At 62.7% G+C, this 21601-nt stretch carries 24 protein-coding genes; 3 read left to right on the top strand and 21 right to left on the bottom strand.

From position 1 onward, the window contains the following. Window positions 1–79: 79 nt before the first annotated feature. The 16 genes from lepB to J8I26_RS01920 all read right to left on the bottom strand — a co-directional run bounded on the left by lepB (window position 80) and on the right by J8I26_RS01920 (window position 14456). The gene (gene lepB, locus J8I26_RS01995; RefSeq protein WP_209603558.1) at window positions 80–994 is read right to left on the bottom strand and encodes a signal peptidase I; all 915 of its coding nucleotides are present in this window, start codon (window positions 992–994) and stop codon (window positions 80–82) included. 1 nt (window position 995) lies between these two features. Further along, window positions 996–2789 carry a translation elongation factor 4 gene (lepA, locus tag J8I26_RS01990; RefSeq protein WP_209603556.1) on the bottom strand — a complete coding sequence of 598 codons (1794 nt, stop codon included), beginning with the start codon at window positions 2787–2789 and terminating at the stop codon, window positions 996–998. A gap of 139 nt (window positions 2790–2928) precedes the next feature. After that, window positions 2929–3213 (bottom strand): glutaredoxin family protein, encoded by a 285-nt coding sequence (locus tag J8I26_RS01985; protein ID WP_209603554.1) that lies wholly within the window; start codon window positions 3211–3213, stop codon window positions 2929–2931. 94 nt (window positions 3214–3307) lie between these two features. Further along, window positions 3308–4789 carry a DegQ family serine endoprotease gene (locus J8I26_RS01980; RefSeq protein ID WP_209603552.1) on the bottom strand — a complete coding sequence of 494 codons (1482 nt, stop codon included), beginning with the start codon at window positions 4787–4789 and terminating at the stop codon, window positions 3308–3310. 14 nt (window positions 4790–4803) lie between these two features. After that, entirely contained in the window at window positions 4804–5832 is a 1029-nt protein-coding gene (locus tag J8I26_RS01975) for a MucB/RseB C-terminal domain-containing protein (RefSeq protein WP_209603550.1), read from the bottom strand. A gap of 1 nt (window position 5833) precedes the next feature. Next, window positions 5834–6520: a sigma-E factor negative regulatory protein gene (locus J8I26_RS01970; RefSeq protein WP_209603548.1), complete on the bottom strand. Its 687-nt coding sequence runs from the start codon at window positions 6518–6520 to the stop codon at window positions 5834–5836. Between the two features lie 79 nt (window positions 6521–6599). After that, a complete protein-coding gene (gene rpoE, locus J8I26_RS01965; protein ID WP_079215344.1) occupies window positions 6600–7202 on the bottom strand; it encodes an RNA polymerase sigma factor RpoE in 603 nt (200 codons plus the stop codon). 90 nt (window positions 7203–7292) lie between these two features. After that, window positions 7293–7793 (bottom strand): protein YgfX, encoded by a 501-nt coding sequence (locus J8I26_RS01960; protein WP_209603546.1) that lies wholly within the window; start codon window positions 7791–7793, stop codon window positions 7293–7295. 55 nt (window positions 7794–7848) lie between these two features. Further along, complete coding sequence (fabF, locus tag J8I26_RS01955) at window positions 7849–9090, bottom strand: beta-ketoacyl-ACP synthase II (RefSeq protein ID WP_209603544.1); 1242 nt, start codon at window positions 9088–9090, stop codon at window positions 7849–7851. 33 nt (window positions 9091–9123) lie between these two features. Continuing rightward, a complete protein-coding gene (gene acpP / locus J8I26_RS01950; RefSeq protein WP_006463505.1) occupies window positions 9124–9363 on the bottom strand; it encodes an acyl carrier protein in 240 nt (79 codons plus the stop codon). A gap of 171 nt (window positions 9364–9534) precedes the next feature. Then, complete coding sequence (gene fabG / locus J8I26_RS01945; RefSeq protein ID WP_209603541.1) at window positions 9535–10287, bottom strand: 3-oxoacyl-ACP reductase FabG; 753 nt, start codon at window positions 10285–10287, stop codon at window positions 9535–9537. Continuing rightward, window positions 10284–11216 (bottom strand): ACP S-malonyltransferase, encoded by a 933-nt coding sequence (gene fabD, locus J8I26_RS01940; protein ID WP_209603539.1) that lies wholly within the window; start codon window positions 11214–11216, stop codon window positions 10284–10286. The genes fabG and fabD overlap by 4 nt, the downstream gene beginning before the upstream one ends. Window positions 11217–11303: 87 nt before the next feature. Continuing rightward, complete coding sequence (locus tag J8I26_RS01935) at window positions 11304–12290, bottom strand: beta-ketoacyl-ACP synthase III (protein WP_209603537.1); 987 nt, start codon at window positions 12288–12290, stop codon at window positions 11304–11306. Between the two features lie 43 nt (window positions 12291–12333). Then, on the bottom strand, window positions 12334–13431 hold the full coding sequence (plsX, locus tag J8I26_RS01930) for a phosphate acyltransferase PlsX (protein ID WP_209603535.1): 1098 nt from the start codon (window positions 13429–13431) through the stop codon (window positions 12334–12336). Window positions 13432–13665: 234 nt separating this feature from the next. After that, a complete protein-coding gene (gene rpmF / locus J8I26_RS01925) occupies window positions 13666–13848 on the bottom strand; it encodes a 50S ribosomal protein L32 (RefSeq protein WP_006463510.1) in 183 nt (60 codons plus the stop codon). 110 nt (window positions 13849–13958) lie between these two features. Then, window positions 13959–14456 carry a YceD family protein gene (locus J8I26_RS01920; RefSeq protein ID WP_209604745.1) on the bottom strand — a complete coding sequence of 166 codons (498 nt, stop codon included), beginning with the start codon at window positions 14454–14456 and terminating at the stop codon, window positions 13959–13961. A 194-nt stretch (window positions 14457–14650) separates the two neighbouring features. On the opposite strand from J8I26_RS01920, the gene J8I26_RS01915 reads away from it, so the two are divergent. Further along, a complete protein-coding gene (locus J8I26_RS01915; protein ID WP_209603533.1) occupies window positions 14651–15283 on the top strand; it encodes a Maf family nucleotide pyrophosphatase in 633 nt (210 codons plus the stop codon). A gap of 18 nt (window positions 15284–15301) precedes the next feature. Here J8I26_RS01915 and J8I26_RS01910 read toward each other — a convergent pair whose 3' ends face one another. The 3 genes from J8I26_RS01910 to J8I26_RS01905 all read right to left on the bottom strand — a co-directional run bounded on the left by J8I26_RS01910 (window position 15302) and on the right by J8I26_RS01905 (window position 17285). Further along, window positions 15302–15508, bottom strand: coding sequence for a DUF1289 domain-containing protein (locus J8I26_RS01910; RefSeq protein WP_209603531.1), 207 nt, complete (start codon window positions 15506–15508; stop codon window positions 15302–15304). Between the two features lie 373 nt (window positions 15509–15881). Continuing rightward, on the bottom strand, window positions 15882–16007 hold the full coding sequence (locus tag J8I26_RS22765; protein WP_280868023.1) for a hypothetical protein: 126 nt from the start codon (window positions 16005–16007) through the stop codon (window positions 15882–15884). A gap of 81 nt (window positions 16008–16088) precedes the next feature. Then, window positions 16089–17285, bottom strand: coding sequence for an HPP family protein (locus J8I26_RS01905; RefSeq protein ID WP_209603529.1), 1197 nt, complete (start codon window positions 17283–17285; stop codon window positions 16089–16091). A gap of 185 nt (window positions 17286–17470) precedes the next feature. On the opposite strand from J8I26_RS01905, the gene J8I26_RS01900 reads away from it, so the two are divergent. Both J8I26_RS01900 and J8I26_RS01895 read left to right on the top strand, forming a co-directional pair. After that, window positions 17471–17896 (top strand): MarR family transcriptional regulator, encoded by a 426-nt coding sequence (locus J8I26_RS01900; RefSeq protein WP_209603526.1) that lies wholly within the window; start codon window positions 17471–17473, stop codon window positions 17894–17896. 90 nt (window positions 17897–17986) lie between these two features. After that, the gene (locus tag J8I26_RS01895) at window positions 17987–19015 is read left to right on the top strand and encodes a LacI family DNA-binding transcriptional regulator (RefSeq protein ID WP_209603524.1); all 1029 of its coding nucleotides are present in this window, start codon (window positions 17987–17989) and stop codon (window positions 19013–19015) included. Between the two features lie 66 nt (window positions 19016–19081). Here J8I26_RS01895 and J8I26_RS01890 read toward each other — a convergent pair whose 3' ends face one another. Together J8I26_RS01890 and J8I26_RS01885 are read right to left on the bottom strand one after the other, a co-directional pair. After that, a complete protein-coding gene (locus J8I26_RS01890) occupies window positions 19082–20461 on the bottom strand; it encodes an MFS transporter (RefSeq protein ID WP_245200017.1) in 1380 nt (459 codons plus the stop codon). Window positions 20462–20636: 175 nt separating this feature from the next. Next, on the bottom strand, window positions 20637–21512 hold the full coding sequence (locus tag J8I26_RS01885) for a TIM barrel protein (protein ID WP_209603522.1): 876 nt from the start codon (window positions 21510–21512) through the stop codon (window positions 20637–20639). Between the last annotated feature and the right edge of the window lie 89 nt (window positions 21513–21601).

The raw sequence follows: 21601 nt of genomic DNA, 5'->3' as shown, positions 1-21601 counted from the left end.
AAAGCTGAAAACTGCTCCGGTCTGCCTCCACAACGCAAAAAATGCCAAATGGAAACTTCTTAACCAGGATGCGGCGCTATTACTGGAAGCCGCCGATCCGCTTCAAATTACCAAGGTTCATCCAGACGAAGAATGCCTTGCCGACAATGTTCTGGTCCGGCACGAAGCCCCAGTAGCGGCTGTCCAGGCTGTTGTCCCGGTTGTCGCCCATCATGAAGTATTCGCCCGGCGGTACGGTGCAGGCGAAGCCTTCGGCGTTGTAGGTGCACAGCTCGTGATGCGGGAAGGCATCGGGGTTGGGCACGAAGTTCGGGGCACGCTCATCCGTGAGGATCTTGTGTTCTACGCCGGTCAGGTTTTCCTGCCATTGCTTATAGTACGTCAGATTTTCCTCGTCCAGATAATCCGGGAGCGGTTTATAAGAAATTTCTTCACCATTGACCGTTAAGCGCTTGTTTTTATAGACAATTTTGTCGCCAGGCACGCCGACAACGCGCTTGATGTAGTCCACCGTCATGTCCTTCGGATACTTGAATACCATGACGTCGCCGCGCTGCGGATTGTTCACTTCCACGATCTTCTTGTTGATGATCGGCAGGCGGATGCCATAGGTGTACTTGTTCACCAGGATCAGATCGCCCACCAGCAGAGTCGGCACCATCGAGCTCGAAGGGATCTTGAACGGCTCGTACAGGAAGGAACGCAGGAAGAACACCAGCGCGATCACCGGGAAGAAGCTGCCCGAGTATTCGATCCAGGCCGGTTGCTTGGTCAGCTTGGCTTCGAGTTCGGCGCGCTTGCCCGGCATGCTGCCGTCGCGTTCGATGCCTTCGGCCTTGTCGCGCGCCACGCGGGCGTCGAACTCGGCCAGCGCGGCATCGGCGCGGGCGCGGCGCTGCTTGGACAGCATGAAGGTGTCGGCGAACCAGACGACGCCGGTCACCACCATCAGGACGAACAAAATCAGCGCGAAGTTGCCCAACAATGCCTGCATGTTATTTCTCTTCCACTTGTAAGATTGCCAGGAACGCTTCCTGCGGGATTTCCACCGAGCCGACCTGCTTCATGCGCTTCTTGCCGGCCTTCTGCTTTTCCAGCAGCTTGCGCTTGCGCGAGATGTCGCCGCCGTAGCACTTGGCCAGCACGTTCTTGCGCATCGCCTTGACGTTCTCGCGCGAGATGATGGTGGCGCCGATGGCGGCCTGGATGGCCACGTCGAACATCTGGCGTGGGATCAGCTCGCGCATCTTGGCGGCCACTGCGCGTCCACGGAACTGCGCGGCGGCGCGGTGCACGATGATGGCCAGCGCATCGACCTTCTCGCTGTTGATCAGCATGTCGACCTTGACCACGTCGGCGGCGCGGTATTCCTTGAACTCATAGTCCATCGACGCATACCCGCGCGAGGTCGACTTCAGGCGATCGAAGAAGTCGAGCACGATTTCGGCCATCGGCATTTCATAGGTCAGCTGCACCTGCTTGCCGTGGTAGCTCATATTGGTCTGGACGCCGCGCTTTTGCGTGCACAGCGTGATGACCGAACCGACGTACTCCTGCGGCATGTACAGGTTGACGGTGACGATAGGCTCGCGCACCTCCTCGATCTTGGACACTTCCGGCATCTTCGACGGGTTGTCCACCATCAGCATGGTGCCGTCGCGCATCTGCACCTCGTACACCACGGTGGGCGCGGTGGTGATCAGGTCCATGTCGAACTCGCGCTCCAGGCGTTCCTGCACGATTTCCATGTGCAGCAGGCCCAGGAAGCCGCAGCGGAAGCCGAAGCCCAGCGCCTGCGAGACTTCCGGCTCGTACATGAGGGCGGCGTCATTCAGCTTCAGTTTTTCCAGCGAGTCGCGCAGCGCGTCGTACTGATTGGCTTCCACCGGGAACAGGCCGGCGAACACCTGCGGCTGCACTTCCTTGAAGCCCGGCAGCGGCGCCGGTGCGGGACGCGAAGCCAGGGTCACGGTGTCACCCACCTTGGCCGACTTCAGTTCCTTGATGCCGGCAATCACGAAGCCCACCTGACCGGCGGTCAGCTCTTCGCGCGACTGCGACTTGGGCGTGAACACGCCGATGCTTTCGGTCAGGTGCTGGGCGCCGGTGGCCATGAAGAGGATCTTCTCCTTGGGACGCAGGGTGCCGTTGACGATACGCACCAGCATCACCACGCCGACATAGTTGTCGAACCAGGAGTCGATGATCAGCGCCTGCAGCGGCGCGTCCGGATCGCCCTTGGGCGCCGGCACCTTGGCCACGATGGTTTCCAGCACGTCTTCCACGCCCAGGCCGGTCTTGGCCGAGCACGGCGTGGCGTCGGAGGCGTCGATGCCGATCACTTCCTCGATCTCGCTCTTGGCATTGTCGGGGTCGGCCGACGGCAAATCGATCTTGTTCAGGACCGGCACCACTTCCACGCCCAGATCCAGCGCGGTGTAGCAGTTGGCCACGGTCTGCGCTTCCACGCCCTGCGAGGCATCGACCACCAGCAGCGCGCCTTCGCAGGCCGACAGCGAGCGGCTGACTTCATAACTGAAGTCAACGTGACCCGGGGTGTCGATCAGGTTCAGGTTGTAGATCTGGCCATCCTTGGCCTTGTATTGCAGGGCGGCGGTCTGCGCCTTGATGGTGATGCCGCGCTCGCGCTCGATATCCATCGAATCCAGCACCTGGGCTTCCATCTCGCGGTTGGAAAGGCCTCCGCACAACTGGATGATGCGGTCGGCCAAGGTGGACTTGCCGTGGTCGATGTGGGCGATGATCGAGAAATTACGGATATTGTTCATTAACAGACAGGAAACGATGAAAAAAGGCGCTCAGTAGCGGGACTTACCCCGGCCGAGCGCCTTTGCAGCAGCTTGTTCGACCCGGCATTTTACCGGATTTCAGAGGGACAAGCCCGCTTTTCCGGCACCAAGGCAGCGTTCAGGCCCTGGTTTTCCCCGCCGCCAGGAAGGCCCGCAGCGCTTCGCGGTCCAGGTGATAGTGGCAAAGCCGCACACCCGGCGCCTGGCCGCGCAAGCCGACCAGGACCGGCACCAGTTCGTCGTACAGCTCAACCAGAGCCGGATCGGTATCCACGTCGATCATGTCGATGCCGGCCGGCGTCGCCCCCAGCTCGGCTTGCAGCGCATCGCGCATGTCCTCGCACAGGTGGCAGTAACTGCGGGAATAGATCACGAAACGGATCGTATCGACTTTTTCTGGCATGTGAGCCGTCTCAATATTCGAATGAAAAAGGCTGCGCTCCCGGGGAAGCGCAGCCTTGCACTACCAACTGCGTCAGTGCCTGCAGCCAGGACGGTCAATTGCCGCCGTTGCCCGGTCGCAACGGCACGAATTGCGAGGAGTCGCCACGGCGCACCAGTACTGCGGCGCGCTTCTTGGGGTCGAGCTTGGCGACCAGCTGGGCGAATTGCTTGGCATCCTTGACATCGACTTCATTGACGCGCTGAACCACATCGCCCGGGCGGATACCGGCGGCCGCTGCGGCGCCAATGGCGGACTCGACCAGCACGCCGTTATCCACCTTCAACTCCTTCTTCTGGGCATCCGACAGGTCGCTGACGATCAGGCCCAGCGAGTTGGGTGCATTGTCGGGCTTGGCCTTCTTCTCCTCGGCCTGCTTGGGCTTGTCGGCCTCCAGCTCGACCACGGTCACGCTGACGTCGCGCGCACTGCCCTTGCGCCAGACGGTGACGGTCGCCTTGGAGCCCGGCTTGGTGGCGCCGACCATGCGCGGCAGGTCGCTCGGGCGCTCGATGGCCGCGCCGTTGTACTTCTGGATGATGTCGCCGGCTTCCAGACCGGCCTTGGCGGCCGGGCCATCCGGTTCGACACGCTGCACCAGCGCGCCTTGCGCACGCGCCAGACCCAGCGACTCGGCCACATCCTTGGTCACTTCGCCGATCTGCACGCCGATGCGTCCGCGCGTCACGCGGCCGCTGGACTTGAGCTGATCGGCCACGCGCAGCGCCTCATCGATCGGCACCGCGAAGGAAATTCCCATGAAGCCGCCGGAACGGCTGTAGATCTGCGAATTGATGCCGATCACTTCGCCCTTGAGGTTGATCAGCGGACCACCCGAGTTGCCCGGGTTTACGGCGACGTCGGTCTGGATCAGCGGCAGATAGTCGCCGGTGTCGCGCGCCTTGGCTGACACGATGCCGGCGGTAACGGTATTTTCCAGGCCGAACGGGGAACCGATCGCCAGCACCCATTCACCGGCGCGGATCTTGTCGGAATCGCCCATGGTCAGGCGCGGCAGGTTGCTGCCATCGATCTTGAGCACGGCAACGTCGGTACGGGTATCCGAACCGACGATCTTGGCCTTGAATTCACGCTTGTCGGTCAGCGTCACGTAGACGTCGCTGGCGCCCTCCACGACGTGAGCATTGGTCAGGATGACACCGTCGGCCGAGATGATGAAACCCGAGCCCACGCCGCGCGGCACCTCTTCCTGCTGGCCCTGGCCGCCCTGCTTGCCATTACCGCGCGGCGAGCCCGGCTGCTGCTGGCGCGGCACGGGAATGCCGAAGAAGCGGCGGAAGAACTCCTGCATCTCGGGATCATCCATCCCGCCCTGGCCCTGCGCATTCTGGCGCACGCGCTCGGTGGTGCGGATATTGACCACGCCGGGGCCGGTGCGATCCACAATATCGGCGAAGTCCGGCAAGGCCGCCACGCTCGGCGACACCACCGGCGGCGCAGCCATCACGACCGGCGCCGCGGCAAAAATGGAAGCCGCCAGCAGCGAGCCGGCGATGGAGTTCTTCAGTGAAGTCATTGCAACAGTCTCTTTTATTTGGATTTCAGCTCGATGGAATTTGAAACCTGGCGGATCGCAGCCGCCGGCACTTCACCCACGACCGTCAGCCAGTAATCCCCTTGGCGACGACCGACGATATTCATGGCGCCCTGCTGGACCGCGCCTTCATTGCGATTCTGGCTGCCCGGCTCAATGAAGACCGAAATCGCGGCCAAACCATCGGAAAACACAATCTGCGACACTTCCCGCTCGCTCGGCTTACTTTGGGCCGGGGCGGCGCCGCTGGGCGGCGTATCGGAAATCAGTCTGCGCACTTCCTGGATCTTGCGGAACCCCGAAGGCGGCGTGACATTCCAGGCCGACAGGTCGACCTGGCTCATCGCCGCGCGCTCCACGCGCCAGCCATGCGTATCGGCATAGCTGGGACGCACGCGGGCGCGGTCGATCGGACCGATCTCGACCTGGGTGAAGGAAATCTGCTCGACCACCTCGCCTCGACCGTCCAGCGTCTGTGCGCGCAGCAGCAGGCCGGTCTGCTTGTCGGCCCAGAAGCGGTAGCCGTAGCGCAGCTTGTCGCGCGGCTCCAGCACGATCGCCTGGCAATCACGCCCGGCGACCCGTTCTTCCGGCCCCATGCTCACATTGTAGTGATTGGCCAGATCTTCCGGGCTGGCGCCCAAGATGGCGGGAAAGACATCCCGCGTGACGCGCTTTTCGATCAGGACGGTCTTGGCTTCAGGGATGTAGCAAGCGACGTCGTCGTTGTTGCGCAGGTACTCGCGCGGCTTGCCGTCCAGGACCTCCAGCTTCTCCAGCTCGTTCTTGCCGGCCAGGACGTGCGTGATGCGCGAGGTGCGCATCTGGTTGGCCTGCTGGTAGACGAAGGTGCCGGAATAACTGAGGCGCTGCGCCGCCGATTGCAGCTTCTTCAGCTGCGCCTGGGCGGAGGATGCAGCCGCCTCGTCGGCGACGGCGGGCGCACCATCAGCCGCTTGGGCCGATGGCGCGAGAAACACGGAAAGTAGAGAAATGAGCCCGAGCAGATGCCCTGTTCGCTGCATATTATTTATCTGCGTCAACAGAGAATGCGGCCGAACGCGCGTATTGCGCCGAGCTGAAGGAAGGCGAGAAACGTTGGTGGGCGAACAGGTAATCGTCGATACGCGGATCGCGCTTGACTTCGCCCTGCTGCGCCAGCGTGCTCAGTTGCGTGACGTTTTGCGAACCGGAGGCATCAGCGCCCGTGGCGGACACAGTCGCAATCGCCGACGGCACGCTGACCGGCGCCGAGGCCACCTGCGCCATCGGCGCGCCAACCTTGGCATCAGCCGTCACGACCGCCTGCTGCGGCATGGCGACGAACACGGCCGCCACCGCGGCGGCGGCTGCTGCTGCACCCGGCAGCAGGAAGCGACCCAGCAAACGCGGGCGCTGGGCGCGGTGATCGCCGTTGGCCGCAGCCGCCGGAGCGACTTGCGCCGGCTTGGCGGCTTCAGCCGGCGCTTGCGGCGCCACGATCGTAGGCTCAGCATCGAGCAGCGCACTCATCTTGGCCGAGAAACCGGCGCTCAGCGGCACACCCATATCCTCGGAGCGCAGCACGTCGCCGATCTGGTGGTAGACGCCCCAGGCCTCGTTGTCTTCTTTCGAAGAACGCAGAGCCGCGAGGGCAATAGTCATTTCTTCAGAGCCCAGCTCGCCATCGGCAAGCGCAGAGATCTGTTCTTTGGTCGTTACTTTGGTATCCATAAGCAGTCACCCGGCAAAAATCTTAGTTCCATACCCGCTTTATTATTTTTTGCTTTTTATCAACACGCTTGCAGCGACATCACCAGCGCTTGTCCGAGGCCGTATCCAGCAACGGACGCAACTTCTCGGCAATTGCTTCCCGGGCGCGGAAAATGCGGCTGCGCACGGTGCCGATCGGACAATTCATCGCATCTGCAATCTCGTCGTAGCTCAACCCCTCGATCTCGCGCAACGTAATGGCAGTACGTAATTCTTCCGGCAATGCCTCCATCGCTACGTTGACCGTTTGAGCAATCTGCTTGGTAGCCAACATCGACTCTGGAGTGTTGATGTCCCTCAGATGGTCTCCATCGTCAAAAGTTTCCGCTTCTTCAGCGTCAGCTTCAGTAGAAGTTGGGGCTCGCCTCCCCAAAGTAACGAGATAGTTCTTTGCGGTGTTGATGCCGATGCGATAAAGCCAAGTGTAGAAGGCCGAATCGCCGCGGAATTGCGGCAAGGCGCGGTACGCCTTGATAAAGGCTTCCTGCACTACGTCCTCGGCTTCGGCCTGGTCGCGCACGAGCCGCGACACGAGGCGCATCAGCTTGCGTTGATATTTGGCCACCAATAGCTCGAACGCCTTCTTGTCGCCACGCTGGACGCGCTCAACAAGCTGCTGGTCTATTTCGCGTTCTGTCGTCAAACCGGGTTCCTTGTTCTTTTATCGCCGTGTTGTTCTGTCGTCATTGCCCTAGGCAGATGAATCCTGCCGGCAATTTTTCAAGTGGCCGGCTTATTTCTCAAGCATACGGGCTTTGGCCGTATTGTGACTGATCAGCCAGCGGCACGCCACGGACAGCGCGCGGAAGGTGTCTTCCGAGACCGAATCAGAAAGTATCGGGATGGTACGGGTCTTGCCGTTTTCAAGGCGCAGGCGCAAAAACATCATGCCCGGCCAAATGGTGGTGCCGGCCAGCAACTGCGCCAAGCCGGCCTTCATGACCTGAGGTTTGGCGCGGGAAGCGCCGCTGGCCAGATGCTCCACCACGCGGATCTGCCCGGTGCCGGAAATATGCAGCCAGATGGTCTTGCGGTCACGCAAGACCAAGAAAAGTGCGACAGCCGCTGCGAGAATACATGCCGCCGCCAGGATACCGCGCGCCGCCCAGGACAGTTGCCCCGGCATCAACAGGCACACGAAGACGCCGATCAGGGCCACGCACAGGCATGCGAAACCCATGATCAACAAAAGCAGGCGGGAAGGTTTGATATCCGCAGAGACTGCTATCGACATAAGACGCCATCAAAACGACAAACCCGGCTTCCACGTGGAAGCCGGGTACCGCATTTTACATCTTGCCGATGACCAGGGTACCGTTGGTGCCGCCGAACCCGAAAGAGTTCTTTACAGCAACATCGATCTTCATGTCACGCGCCGTGTTGGCGCAGTAGTCAAGATCGCACTCCGGATCCTGGTTGAAGATGTTGATCGTCGGCGGCGACACCTGGTGGTGCACTGCCAGCACGGTCAACACCGTCTCCAGACCGCCGGCGCCGCCCAGCAAGTGGCCGGTCATCGACTTGGTCGAGTTGACCACCATCTTGTAGGCGTGGTCGCCGAAGGCGGCCTTGATGGCGTTGGATTCGTTCTGGTCGCCCAGCGGCGTGGAAGTGCCGTGCGCGTTCAAGTACTGCACCTCGTCACCATTGACGCCTGCATCGCGCAGTGCATTGAGCACGCAGCGGCGCGGGCCGTCCAGGTTGGGCGCGGTCATGTGATAGGCGTCGCCGCTCATGCCGAAGCCCAACAGCTCGGCATAGATCTTGGCACCGCGCGCCTTGGCGTGCTCGTACTCTTCCAGCACCATCACGCCGGCGCCCTCGCCCAGCACGAAGCCGTCGCGATCCTTGTCCCACGGACGGGATGCGGTGGCCGGATCATCGTTGCGACGGGACAGCGCCTGCGCCGAAGCGAAACCGCCGATGCCCAGCGGCGAAACGCTGGACTCCGCGCCGCCGGCGATCATCACGTCAGCGTCGCCGTACATGATCATGCGCGCGGATGCGCCGATGCAATGCAGACCCGTGGTGCAAGCCGTCACGATGGCCAGGTTAGGGCCCTTCATGCCGTACTTGATCGACAGGTTGCCGGAGATCATATTGATGATCGAGGCCGGAATGAAGAACGGACTGATACGGCGCGGTCCACGTGCGGTCAGCGTGGCATGCGTTTCTTCGATCAGCGGCAAGCCGCCGATACCCGAACCGATCATGACGCCGATGCGCTCGGCATTTTCGTCCGTTACCGCCAGACCACTGTCTTCGACAGCCTGGATACCCGCTGCCATCCCGTAGTGGATGAAGGTATCCATGTGACGCGCTTCTTTGGCGGGGATGTAATCCTCGATATTGAAGCCCTTCACTTCACCTGCGAAATGCGTGGTGAAAGGCGAGGCGTCGAACTTGGTGATGGTGGCGATGCCGGACTTGCCTTCCTTGATGGCGCTCCACGTATCGGCAATATTGTTGCCGACAGGCGAAATGCATCCCAGGCCGGTAATGACTACACGACGTTCACGAGTGCGGCTCAAGCAATTCTCCTGAAACTAGATTCAAAGCCCTTATCAGGCCTTGACTTGCGACTTTGCGTAATCGATCGCCTGTTGCACGGTGGTGATCTTTTCAGCTTGTTCATCAGGGATTTCCATTTCGAACTCATCTTCCAGGGCCATCACCAGCTCGACGGTATCCAGCGAGTCAGCGCCCAGGTCGTCAACGAACGACGATTCGTTCTTGATGTCGGCTTCAGCGACGCCCAGTTGCTCAGCGACGATCTTCTTAACGCGTTGTTCGATATCGGACATATTGTTCCTCCAGAGGATAGACAGGTTACAAAAGTGCGCGCATTTTAGCAGGTTTGCGCGCGGAAAATTTACTTTTAACTATTCTTGGCAAGATTGCGCCAAGTCCAGCATAACTTCAAACAAAATACGTCAAAAGGACTTAAATCAAGCACAGAGTCCCTTGCCGCATTCTTATCCCATATACATGCCGCCGTTGACGTTCAGCGTGCTGCCGGTGATGTAGCCGGCCTGCGGCGAAGCCAGGAAGGCGACCGCGGCGGCGATCTCCTCGGCGGCGCCCAGACGACCCAGCGGAATCTGCTGCAGGATCGCGGCGGACTGCTGCTCGTTCAGGGCCTTGGTCATATCGGTGTCGATGAAGCCCGGCGCCACGCAGTTCACGGTAATGTTGCGGCTGCCGATCTCGCGCGCCAGCGCGCGGCTCATGCCGGCCACGCCGGCCTTGGCGGCGGCGTAGTTCATTTGCCCCGGATTGCCGGCCTCACCCACCACCGAAGTGATGTTGATGATGCGGCCATGGCGCGCCTTCATCATGCCGCGCAGCACGGCGCGCGACAGGCGGCCGACGGCGGTCAAGTTGGTGGCGATGACGGCATCCCACTCCTCATCCTTCATGCGCATGGCCAACTGGTCCTGCGTGATGCCGGCATTGTTGACCAGGATGGACAGTGAGCCGAAGTCCTTCTGCACCAGCTCGACCACCGCGCCGCAAGCCTCGGCGTCATTGACGTTGAGCACGACGCCGCGGCCGGCATCCGGCTGCAGTACGTTCAGGTATTCGGTGATGGCGGCGGCGCCGGCTTCCGAGGTGGCGGTGCCCACCACCTTGGCGCCCTGCTTCACCAGCTCAACCGCGATGGCGCGGCCGATGCCGCGCGATGCGCCGGTGACCAGCGCGACTTGTCCTTGCAGATTTGCACTCACTTGAGCAGCTCCAATACTTTGTTCAGGGATTCCTGGTCGACGATGGCTTCGCCGATCAATTCGCCGTTGATGCGCTTGGTCAGGCCGGTCAGCACCTTGCCCGGACCGCATTCGATCACATGGGTGATGCCGTCCGCGCCCATCTTCTGCACCGTCTCCACCCAACGCACAGCGCTGGCGGCCTGGCGCACCAGCGCGTCCTTGATGGCAGCCGGATCGCTGACCACGGCGACATCGACGTTGTTGATCAGCGGAATCTGCGGCGCCGAGAAGGCGACGTTGGCCAGGTAAGCCTGCAGGCGATCCGACGCCGGCTTCAGCAGCGAGGAATGGAACGGCGCCGACACCGGCAGCGGCAGCGCGCGCTTGGCGCCCTTGGCCTTGGCGATGTCGCAGGCGCGGGTGACCGCGTCCTTGTGCCCGGCGATCACGACCTGTGCCGGCGCGTTGAAGTTGACGGCCTCCACCACCTGGCCTTGCGCAGCTTCGGCGCAGGCAGCGCGCACATCATCGTCCGTCAGACCGAGGATCGCCGCCATGCCGCCCTGCCCCACGGGCACGGCTTCCTGCATGGCCTGAGCGCGGAAACGCACCAGCGGCACGGCATCCTTGAATTGGATTACGCCGGCGGCAACAAGCGCCGAGTATTCCCCCAGGCTGTGACCAGCCACCAGCGCCGGCACGGCGCCGCCGGCGGCCAGCCAGGCGCGATAGAACGCAACGGCGGCCGTCAGCATGACCGGCTGGGTATTGGTGGTCAGGTCCAGATCTTCCTTCGGGCCTTCGGCAATCAGCTTGCCCAGGTCAAACTGTAGCGCATCGGACGCCTCGGCGACGGTCTGGCGAACGACTTCATTGTCGGCAAAACCGTTGAGCATCCCGATCGCCTGAGAACCCTGGCCCGGGAAAACGAAAGCAAATTTTGTCATGCTTGGATTTGATTGAGGTTGGATGAAAAGAATCGAAACGCCGCCGGTGCGCCATGCTGGCGACTGCCGGCCACGCTCCAGCCTTGCTTACATGCGGACCAGCACCGCGCCCCAGGTGAAACCGCCGCCCACACCTTCCATCATGACGGTGTGGCCAGCCTTGACGCGACCGTCGCGCACGGCCTGGTCCAGCGCCAGCGGAATCGATGCGGCCGAGGTGTTGCCGTGCTCGTTGACGGTCACCACCATTTTTTCCAGCGGCAGGCCCAGCTTCTTGGCGGTGCCTTGCATGATGCGAATATTGGCCTGGTGCGGAATCAACCAGTCGATTTCGGAAGCATCGACCTTAGCCGCTTCCAGCGCTTCACGCGCCACCTTGTCCAGCACCGAGACGGCCAGCTTGAACACCGCCGGACCATCCATGTACAGATAGGCGCTACCGGCCACGGCACCGTTGTCGACGTTGCCCGGCACGCACAGGATGTGGCCGTGACTGCCGTCGGCATGCAGCTTGGTGGCCAGCACGCCCGGCTCACTGGACGCACTCATGACGATGGCGCCGGCGCCGTCGCCGAACAGCACGCAGGTGGTGCGGTCCTTGAAGTCCAGAATGCGCGAAAACACTTCCGCGCCGATCACCAGCACGTTCTTGTGCGCGCCAGACTTGATGAAGCTGTCAGCCACCGACATTGCGTACACGAAGCCGCTGCACACCGCCTGCACGTCCATCGCCGGCGAACCGTTGGTGATGCCCAGCTTGCGCTGCAGAACGCAGGCCGTGCTGGGGAAGCCGCCCAGGTGATCCGGCGTCGAGGTCGCCAGGATGATCAGGTCGATATCGTTGGGCTGCATGCCGGCCGCCTCCAGCGCGCGCTGCGACGCCGCCAGGGCGAGATCGCTGGAAAGCTCGGCAGGCTGCGCGTAATGGCGCGCGGAAATGCCGCTGCGCGTGACGATCCATTCGTCCGAGGTCTCGACGCCTTGCGCCGCGAGCTGCGCAGCCAGTTCATTGTTGGTAACACGCTTGGCAGGCAGGTAGCTGCCCGTACCGACGATTTTGCTATAGGTGGTCATACCGTCTTTTTGCTCTATTGGTTCGGTTATTACTGCACGCCCGTTACAGCGAGGCCGGCGCCGCCGGCTGCTCGACTCCCGCAGCGGGTGCGGCCGTCTCTGCTGCACTCCCTTGTCCCTGCGGCATCAGCTCGGCCATGGTGGCGCCGATGCGCGCGAGCACATCGTATTTGGCGGCATCATACGCGCGGCGGATCGCCCATTCAAATGCATACACGTCGGCGCCGCCGTGGCTCTTGAACACTAGCCCCTTCAGGCCCAGCAGGCTGGCGCCATTGTAACGGGAGGGATTGAGCCGGCGCGACAGCGCCTTGATGGCGCCGTAGGCGATCAGGGCGCCCAGCTTGTTGATGATGCCCTTCTTGAATTCCGAGGTCAGCACGATCTTGACGAAGCGCCCCAGACCTTCCGACGCCTTCAGCGTGACATTGCCGACGAAACCGTCGCACACGACCAGATCGGTGGTGCCTTCGAAGATATCGTTGCCTTCCACGTTGCCGTAAAAGTTGAGGATACCCTTCTCATGATCGGCGCGCAGCAGGCCGGCGGTCTCCTTGACCAGCTCATTGCCTTTGATGTCCTCCTCGCCCACGTTGAGCAGGCCGACCGTCGGCTTGGCCTTGCCTTCCATTACGGAAACCAGGGCCGAGCCCATCAATGCAAATTGATGTAAATGCTGAGGCTCGCAGTCGACGTTGGCGCCGAGGTCGAGCATGTAGGTAGGGCCATCCTTCTGGTTGGGCAGGATGGTGCAGATGGCCGGGCGATCCACGCCCGGCAAGGTCTTGAGCACGTAGCGCGACACCGCCATCAGGGCGCCGGTATTGCCGGCCGACACGGCCGCGTGCGCCAGCCCCTCCTTGACCAGGGTCACCGCCACGCGCATGGAAGAATCCTTCTTGCGGCGCAAGGCGACCTCGATCGGGTCTTCCATGGTGATCACTTCGGAGGCGTTGCGGATCTGGACGCGCGCATCGCCGGCCAGCTTGTATTTCTTCAGCAGCGGCTGCAGCACGCCTTCCTGGCCGACCAGGATCAGCTCCGCATCGGACTCGCGACGAAGGAAAGAGGCAGCGGCCGGGAGAGTGACTGACGGGCCATGATCGCCACCCATGCAGTCGATTGAAATTTTGATGGTCATCGATTTGATTCAGAGCCTTGCCAGCCCACATTATGAGGCAGTTTGAACACCGCTGAGAATAACGGGATCAAACTCCGGCGCTTGAACGCGCCGGTGAACAGCCAAGCGGAGACTGACAGGCAAGCCCGCCGACACGAATGTCGCGGGCATAAAAAAGCGGCGCAAAATGAACCTCCTGCAACGGAAGCTCATTGCGCCGCTTTTCTCCAAAAACAGCAAGCTCAATAAATGAGATTACTCGTCGTTCTTGGTCTTCAGCACTTTGCGACCACGGTAGAAACCGTTCGGGCTGATGTGGTGACGCAGGTGGGTTTCACCGGTCGTCGGCTCAACAGCCAGCGGGGGTGCAGTCAGAAAGTCGTGTGCACGATGCATACCGCGCTTCGACGGGGTCTTTTTGTTCTGTTGAACGGCCATGATTACTCCTAAACCTTAAGATTGAAAATTTTAACATACGGAACCAGGGTTTTTGAACACTCCCCGATCCCGCCTGCCGCTGCCCGGCATCCGCCAGACATCCCAAACATTTACTGCTTCAACTTCTTCAGCACCGCAAACGGGGAAGCCCGTTCAGTACCTTTGGCCTCGGCCGCCACGCCCGTCTCGGGACACGCTTGGTGCTTCGGCGCCACCGGCAATGCCAGCAACGCCTCGTCCTCGATCAGGTTGATCACGTCGAAGTTTGCCGTACCGACGATGACTTCAATCTCTTCATCGTCGATCAGCTCCTCGATCGCATCGGCCTGCGCCTCATCTTTTGCCAACACCAGCAGCGACTTCGAATCAATCTCGAAATTCAATGCCGTCAGGCAACGCTGACAGATCAGATTAACTGCACCCGACACTGCCAGACTAAGTTGAGCATGCCCCAGCTTGTCGATATCGCCGGACAGAGTCCAGGAAATCGAGCCGGAACGGTCAACCGTCTCTTGCGCCAGACGACCTAATTCAGCAACCGGAATGTCGCCTTGAGCCTGCTGCTTCAGGCGGCAGAACTCGAACGCGTCGATCACATGTGCATTCATCATCAAAGCTGCAATCCGGAAAACCTGCGATAATAACAGAAAATTTCCTTACCAGTCAAAGCGTTAGCGCGCTTCCGGCATTTTTTTCGCCAGGCTGTCGCGGCGCAACGTCTTTTCCCACGGTTTTCAGCCGTTTTTCATCCGCTCGCAGCTGAAAACTTGCCGACCTGAACACACCCATCCAACTCGCCGCCATGCCCCAAGATGCCATCATCGCCACCCCGCCGCGCCTGATCCTCGGCTCCAGCTCCGCCTATCGCAAGGAATTGCTGAGCCGCCTGGGATTGCCGTTCGAGACCATGATCCCGGACATCGACGAAACCCCGCTGCCCGGCGAAACACCGGACGCCACCGCGCTGCGCCTGGCGCGCGAAAAAGCCGCGGCGGTCGCCGCCAAGGCCGGCGCCGCACTGGTGATCGGCTCGGATCAGGTCGCCACGCTGGACGGCGAACAGATCGGCAAGCCCGGCAACCATGCCAATGCGCTGAAACAGCTGCAGAAAATGCGCGGACGCGAAGTCGTGTTCCATACCGCGCTGTGCCTGTGGGACGGCCGCCGCGCCGATGCTGCGAGCGCCGTCCAGATTCGCAACGTGCAAACACTGGTGACCGTGCGCGACCTGCCGGACGCCGAGCTGGACGCCTACCTGCGCATCGAGCAGCCCTATGACTGCGCCGGCAGCGCCAAGAATGAAGGCCTGGGCATTGCCATCCTGCAAAGCATCCGCAGCGACGACCCCACGGCGCTGACCGGTCTGCCGCTGATCGCTCTGACCGGAATGCTGCGCGCCGCCGGCGTCAGCTTCTTCGGCCTGCCTGCGCGCTGAGCGGCGCAACCCGGGAAATCAGTAATTACGGCGCGGATAGCCTTGCGCCAGGATGCGTTGCCACACCACTTCGCGCTCTTCCACGTTCATGAAGACCCACTGCGCCACCTCATCGACGGTGCGGCCGCAACCGCGGCAGACGTCATCGAACGTGGTGGAACAGACGGCCACGCAAGGCGTGTCGGGCCGCTCGGGCAAGGGCTGGGACTGAGGAGTCTGGGACATTGAATGATTCTGAACTGAAAATACGGCAGCTTGATCGCTAGCAGATCCGGCTACGCCACAGACGCCATCTTACCAAGAAGCGCCGCCCGCATTCCTGCACGTGCAGCAGGGACAAAGCGACGACAAAAACGCGAGGCAAAAAAAAGCCCGCAGACCAATGGTTGCGGGCTTGAATCCAATTTCTTAAGGAGGAGATTGGAGGAGACAGGTGCAACTATAGCCACCTGCCACTGACGAGTCTGCTTTATTGTAGCAATAGCAGATATTCACCTCAGCCATAACTCGCGCTGCACCTGCCTTCCGGGCGGATACGTCGCGACGCATCGAAGCGCGGTTCCTCACACATCGCCCTCACTCCCCGGCGGCTCGGGCCTCACGATATGGTCGCGGACGCCGTCAGCGCCGACGTCACCGGCTTGGGCGGATTGCCGCCTTTGCGCTCGCAGGCTGCCACGAGCAGCGCCAGGGAAACGGTTACTACCAAGGTGATCATCCTCATCTGCGCCTCCTCGCAAGGTCATGCGCGACGCCCCGCAAGACCGGCGCCAAGCACCCAGAATCACCCTGCCCGCGCGCCCTGTCAAGCCACGCTGCGCAATCCCGGCGCGCCGCGCGCGGCCGCCAGGTTCTTCTCGTATAACGCGGCGATCATGTCGGACTGCGTCATCATGCCGGCCAGCTTGCCGTCAGCATCCAGCACCGGAATCTGATGCAAGCCCTCGGCCATGCGCGGCACCAGCTCCAGCACGGGGGTGTCGATAGTGGCCGAAATCACCGGCCGGCTCATGATCTGGCCAACCACCTCGGGCTTATCCGAGTGCGAGAACGGCACGCGGTGCAGCAGCTTGCGCAGTTGCGCAGCCAGGCCGGTATGCACCTCCACGCCGGCATGCTCGAGAAAGTCGGTGCGACTGACGATGCCGATCACGTGGCGCGCCCGGTCCACCACCGGCAAGGCGCGCAGGCGATGCATCTGCAGCAGGCGCCAGGCTTCATCCAGGCTGGTGGCGAACTCCACCGCCACCACATCGCGCGACATCACGGCCGCGCAGCGGGTCTCGCCGAAGCGGCGATGGTAGGCGCGCATTTCGGTCTGCAGGAAGATTTCCTCCAAGTCGTCGCGGCCAATGTCGAGCACCTGGTTGTAGCCCTTCAATACCTCATCGAGATCTTCATGCGAGAACCCCAGGCGGGTGATCGGCGGCTCGTCCCGGGTCTGGTGCGGATGCGGCGCGGCGCTCTGCTGCGCGTGCGGATAGCGGCGCCCGGTGGCGTTGTTGAAGAACAGCGCGGTCGCCAGCAGCAGCACCGAGTTCAGCAGCACCGGCACCAGCACGAAGGAAAATCCCATCTCGTGCACCACCGGCCCGCCCAGCACCGCCGTCAACGCCACCGCGCCGCTGGGCGGGTGAATGCAACGCAGCAGGAACATCGCCCCGATGGCCAGCGAGATCGCCACCGCCGCCGCAAGCGCCGGCTCGGCGATCAATCTGGCGCAGGCCACGCCGATCACCGCCGCGCACAGGTTGCCGCCGATGATGGACCACGGCTGCGCCAGCGGGCTGGACGGCACCGCGAACAACAGCACCGCCGAGGCGCCCATGGGCGCGATCAGCCAGACCGTGCGCGCCTCGTGCGGCAGCACTGCGTAGCTGATCAGCCCCACCAGCAGGATGCCGAACAGGCTGCCGGCGCAGGACCGCATCCGCTCGAAGCGGTCGACATTGCTTCGGGCAGGAATGAAACTTTTGAACCACAGCAAGATAGAATCGGGCATATCCGTTTTCGTGACTTCCACTACACCTTGGACGCTGGCGCGCGCTTTTGTCTGTTCTGCGTGTTTCGCACTCGCTGCGCGGCCAAAGCGCAATTACATCACAAGATGATACATATGTCCCGATCCACCCGAGGCCTATTCCTGAACGATGGCATTCAGGCAAGCCCTTTACTGTCGCAGCCATCATGAAAAGCACATCCCGCCTGCAAAAAGACGATTTCGAGGCGCTCTCCGAATTCCGCTACCAACTGCGCCGCTTCCTGCGCTTCTCCGAAGATGCCGCGCAGGGCGAAGGCATTACCCCGCTGCAATACCTGCTGCTGCTGCACATCAAGGGCTTCCCCGGGCGCGAGTGGGCCAGCATCAGCGAGCTGGCCGAGCGCCTGCAGTCCCAGCACCATGGCGTGGTGGCGCTGGTCACACGCTGCGTGAAAGCCGGCCTGGTCACGCGCGCCCCCGACGACCGCGACAAGCGCCTGGTCCAGGTACGCCTGACCGAGCTGGGCGAGCAATACCTGCACCGCCTGGCCGAAATGCACCGCAACGAGTTGCAATCCTTGTCGGGTGTGTTCCAGGTGTCGCACATTTCGGCGTTCAACGACCGCGACTGAGCATAGCGCGCCCGGCTGCGGTTTTCCGCAACTGCCGCGCCCGCCCGCTCCTGCTATGCTTGCCAACCCGGCCCGCCCACCACTGCCCCCATGAAAAGAAAACCAGAGACCAGCAGCCCCGCCGCCCCGGCGCGCGCCGTCACCAAGGAAGACGTCGCCCGCGCCGCCGGCGTATCGCACATCACGGTATCGCGCGTGATCAACACGCCGGAAAAGGTCTCTCCCGACACCCGCGCCAAGGTCGAATCCTTCATCGCCAGCATGGGCTACATCCCCAACCTGCTGGCCGGCGGCCTGGCCTCGCGCCGCACCCGCATCGTCGCGGCCATCGTGCCCACGATCAGCCACTCGATCTTCGCCGAGACGGTGCGCGGGCTGTCCGAACGGCTCAGCCTGCAGGGCTATCAGCTGCTGCTGGGCCAGACCAATTACTCCGAAGAAGCCGAGACCGCGCTGGTGGAAGCCTTCATCGGCCGCCGCGTGGACGGTCTGGTGCTGACCGGCGTGCAGCACACCGCGCGTACGCGCCAGCGGCTGAAGGCGGCAGGCATCCCGGTGGTCGAAACCTGGGACCTGACCAGGCGGCCGATCGATATGCTGGCCGGTTTCGACAACGTCGACGCCGGCCGCGCCATGGGCAATTACCTGCACGACAAGGGATATCGCCGCATGGCCTTCGTCGGCGGCGAAGATCCGCGCGGCATGGCGCGCTTCACCGGCATGCGCACCGCGCTGCTGGCGCTGGGCGCGGCCGAGCCGGTGCATGTGAGGGTGCCGATGGGCTCCTTCCTGCACGCCGGCCGCGAGTCCATTGCCATGCTGCTGGATCGCCACCCTGATGTGGACGCCGCCTTCTTCAGCAACGACGTCATCGCCGCCGGCGCCGCCATGGAATGCGCGCGGCGCGGCGTAGCCGTGCCCGGACGCATCGCCCTGGCCGGCTTTGCCAACCTCGAGATTGCGCCGGAAGTGCTGCCGGCGCTGACCACGGTGCAGATCAGCGCGCACCAGATCGGCCTCACCGCGGCCGACATGCTGCTCACGCGCTTCGACGGCCGCAACGTGGAGCAACCGGTCTGCGACCTGGGCTATTCCATCATCGAACGCGACAGCACCTGACACCCTGTACGCGCCGTAAAGAAAAGGCCGGCATCGACGCCGGCCTTTGTCGTGTAGTCCGCGCTCCTACTGGTCTTCGTCATAGACGATGCCGCGCGTCTCCGGCGCCACCAGCAACGCCACCAGCGCCACCGCGCCCATGAAGACGATATAGGCGACGATCGGGTAGTAGCTGCCGCCGTAGTAGGCCAGCAGGCCCGTGGCGATCACCGGCGCCATGCCGCCGGTGATGACCGAGGACAACTCACGCGCGGTGCAGATGCCGCTCATGCGCATGCGCGGCGGGAACAGCTCGGCGAAGAACGCCGCCTGCACCGAGAACATCGGATACAACCCGAATACGATCATCAGGATGAAACCGCCGATGATCATTGGCGTCTCACGTGTTTCCAGCATCCAGAAGAACGGCAGGGCGCCGAAGATCATCACCAGGATCCCGAGGATATAGACCGGCCGCCGACCGATGCGATCCGACAGCGCGCCCCACACAGGGTTCAGCAAAGCGCCGATGCCGGCCGCGATCAGCACCGCGGTCAGGCCGATGCTGGCCGGCACCTTCAGTTGCGTGGTCAGGTAAGACAGCGCCCACACCTGGAAGATGTAGCCTGCGGTGTTCTCGGAAAAACGCGCGCCGATGGCGATCAGCAGGCTGCGCTTCTGCTCCTGCCACACCGCCTTGACCGGCGCCTTGGCCACAGTCTTGCGCGCCTTCATCTTCTCGAAGGTCGGCGACTCCTGTACGAACAGGCGGATATAGATGCCCACCGCCAGGCCGATGGACGACAGCAGGAACGGAATGCGCCAGCCGTAACTCATGAAATCGGCCTCCGGCAGCATGCGCACCAGCGCGAAGGCGCCAGCCGACAGCACCACGCCCAGCGCCACACCGACGCCCGGCCAGCTGGCGTAGTAGCCGCGCTTTTCCACCGGCGCGTACTCAGCCGACATGGTCACCGCGCCGCCGAATTCGGCGCCGGCGGCAAAGCCCTGCACCAGGCGCAGCAAGGTCAGCAGGATCGGCGCGGCGATGCCGACGCTGGCATAGGTCGGCAACACGCCGATCAGCGTGGTGGACAGCCCCATCATCAGCAACGTCACCACCAGCACGTTCTTGCGCCCCATCTTGTCGCCCAGATGGCCGAACACGAAGCCGCCCAGCGGGCGCACCACGAAGCCCAGCGCGTAGGAGCCGAAGGCCGCCAGCGTGCCCATCATCGGATCGAGCTTGGTGAAGAACAGCACGTTGAAGACGATCGCCGCCGCCGTGCCGTAGAGGAAGAAGTCGTACCATTCCAGCGCCGTGCCGATGACCGAGGAGCGCAGCGCCATCTTGCGCGCCCGGACCTCGGCCTCGCTGGGCGCCTCGGTGGATGAGGAGGCCGGCCCGATGGCGTGCGGACGGCCGTGATCGACCCGGTGGCCCCGGGTGCCTGCGATTGTGTTCATGTGTCTCTCTCCTGTTGTATGGCGAGCCCATGCGGCGCGCGTTTCCATGCGCCGGCCGGCTGTGTTTGTTGTGTGTCCGGCACGGGTCTCGCCTTCCTTCGATTGGACGTTGCGTTACTGCTCCTTCCTTGCTGGTTTGATGCCTGAATGAATTGAGTTACTGCCGCCTGCGTCGTCAGGCGCGCTTGCGCACTGCGGCCGGCGGCGCGGCGGCACGCTTCTCGTCACAGCGCCGCCAAAGATCGCGCACCATGCCCATCATGGTTTGCGCCTCGGCCCAGCGATCCGACAGCTCGTAACCATCGGCGCCGGTCATGGCATATTCCGGCGGGCCGAGCTCGCACAGGAAGGTCAGCACCGCATCCTCGCCGGCGCGCGCCATCCAGCTGTTAAAGCCGTACTCCCACCAGCCCATGAACAGCTCCAGCCACTTGCGGTTCTGCGGGAACTCCAGCTGCAGCTGGATCTGCTCGCGACTGGCGACGCGCCCGTGGAAGCCCCAGGCGTTGTCGATGATCCTGCGCATGAGCGCATGGTTGGTCTCGTCGATCGGCCAGGCGAACTCGCGCCCCACCACGTAGTGCGAAAGATCGGCAGTCAGCCTGAGGTCGGGGAAGCGGTCCAGCAGATGCAGCGTGAAGAACAGATCGGTGGTCATGCGATCGCGATGCGTCTCGATATGCAACGCGATGCCGGCATCGTCGGCCAGGCGCCGCCAGCCTTCGATGTAGGGAATGCACTCCTGCAGCGTATAGGGCCGCACGTCGGCCTGCAGGTTGATGTGATCGGCGCCCAGCTCCCGCACGTGCTCGATGATGGGCCTGAGCTCGTCGACCGTGCGTGGATAACACTGGGCCTGCCAGCTCATGCCGTGCTCGCGCAGGAACTGCGTCACGGTGCGGGCGTATTGGTAGTCAAAAAAGCGTACGCCGGCGCCGTCGAAGCCGGCGTCGCGGATCATGGCCAGCTTTTGCTCCAGCGTCCATTCCTGGCCGTCCGGGCGACGCCGCTCCATGGCCCACAGCGATTGATACACGCGAAACGTTTGCATGGGTGGTCGCCTCTGCAAGATGTTCGTTGTCCGCCGCCATTGCCCTGACGGGCGCTGGCGGCGGATCGTGCCGGGACGTCTCAGCCCCG

Origin of the sequence: Herbaspirillum sp. LeCh32-8 (genome assembly GCF_017814915.1) — a bacterium.
GTDB lineage: Bacteria > Pseudomonadota > Gammaproteobacteria > Burkholderiales > Burkholderiaceae_D > Herbaspirillum.
This window is presented reverse-complemented; position numbering and strand designations above follow the sequence as displayed.

What these genes read in the sequence shown, in the direction of transcription:
- lepB (WP_209603558.1), bottom strand. Translation starts at nt 994, where the DNA reads ATGCAGGCATTGTTGGGCAACTTCGCGCTGATTTTGTTCGTCCTGATG.
- lepA (WP_209603556.1), bottom strand. Translation starts at nt 2,789, where the DNA reads ATGAACAATATCCGTAATTTCTCGATCATCGCCCACATCGACCACGGC.
- J8I26_RS01985 (WP_209603554.1), bottom strand. Translation starts at nt 3,213, where the DNA reads ATGCCAGAAAAAGTCGATACGATCCGTTTCGTGATCTATTCCCGCAGT.
- J8I26_RS01980 (WP_209603552.1), bottom strand. Translation starts at nt 4,789, where the DNA reads ATGACTTCACTGAAGAACTCCATCGCCGGCTCGCTGCTGGCGGCTTCC.
- J8I26_RS01975 (WP_209603550.1), bottom strand. Translation starts at nt 5,832, where the DNA reads ATGCAGCGAACAGGGCATCTGCTCGGGCTCATTTCTCTACTTTCCGTG.
- J8I26_RS01970 (WP_209603548.1), bottom strand. Translation starts at nt 6,520, where the DNA reads ATGGATACCAAAGTAACGACCAAAGAACAGATCTCTGCGCTTGCCGAT.
- J8I26_RS01960 (WP_209603546.1), bottom strand. Translation starts at nt 7,793, where the DNA reads ATGTCGATAGCAGTCTCTGCGGATATCAAACCTTCCCGCCTGCTTTTG.
- acpP (WP_006463505.1), bottom strand. Translation starts at nt 9,363, where the DNA reads ATGTCCGATATCGAACAACGCGTTAAGAAGATCGTCGCTGAGCAACTG.
- fabD (WP_209603539.1), bottom strand. Translation starts at nt 11,216, where the DNA reads ATGACAAAATTTGCTTTCGTTTTCCCGGGCCAGGGTTCTCAGGCGATC.
- J8I26_RS01935 (WP_209603537.1), bottom strand. Translation starts at nt 12,290, where the DNA reads ATGACCACCTATAGCAAAATCGTCGGTACGGGCAGCTACCTGCCTGCC.
- plsX (WP_209603535.1), bottom strand. Translation starts at nt 13,431, where the DNA reads ATGACCATCAAAATTTCAATCGACTGCATGGGTGGCGATCATGGCCCG.
- rpmF (WP_006463510.1), bottom strand. Translation starts at nt 13,848, where the DNA reads ATGGCCGTTCAACAGAACAAAAAGACCCCGTCGAAGCGCGGTATGCAT.
- J8I26_RS01920 (WP_209604745.1), bottom strand. Translation starts at nt 14,456, where the DNA reads ATGAATGCACATGTGATCGACGCGTTCGAGTTCTGCCGCCTGAAGCAG.
- J8I26_RS01915 (WP_209603533.1), top strand. Translation starts at nt 14,651, where the DNA reads ATGCCCCAAGATGCCATCATCGCCACCCCGCCGCGCCTGATCCTCGGC.
- J8I26_RS01910 (WP_209603531.1), bottom strand. Translation starts at nt 15,508, where the DNA reads ATGTCCCAGACTCCTCAGTCCCAGCCCTTGCCCGAGCGGCCCGACACG.
- J8I26_RS22765 (WP_280868023.1), bottom strand. Translation starts at nt 16,007, where the DNA reads ATGAGGATGATCACCTTGGTAGTAACCGTTTCCCTGGCGCTGCTCGTG.
- J8I26_RS01905 (WP_209603529.1), bottom strand. Translation starts at nt 17,285, where the DNA reads ATGCCCGATTCTATCTTGCTGTGGTTCAAAAGTTTCATTCCTGCCCGA.
- J8I26_RS01900 (WP_209603526.1), top strand. Translation starts at nt 17,471, where the DNA reads ATGAAAAGCACATCCCGCCTGCAAAAAGACGATTTCGAGGCGCTCTCC.
- J8I26_RS01895 (WP_209603524.1), top strand. Translation starts at nt 17,987, where the DNA reads ATGAAAAGAAAACCAGAGACCAGCAGCCCCGCCGCCCCGGCGCGCGCC.
- J8I26_RS01890 (WP_245200017.1), bottom strand. Translation starts at nt 20,461, where the DNA reads ATGAACACAATCGCAGGCACCCGGGGCCACCGGGTCGATCACGGCCGT.
- J8I26_RS01885 (WP_209603522.1), bottom strand. Translation starts at nt 21,512, where the DNA reads ATGCAAACGTTTCGCGTGTATCAATCGCTGTGGGCCATGGAGCGGCGT.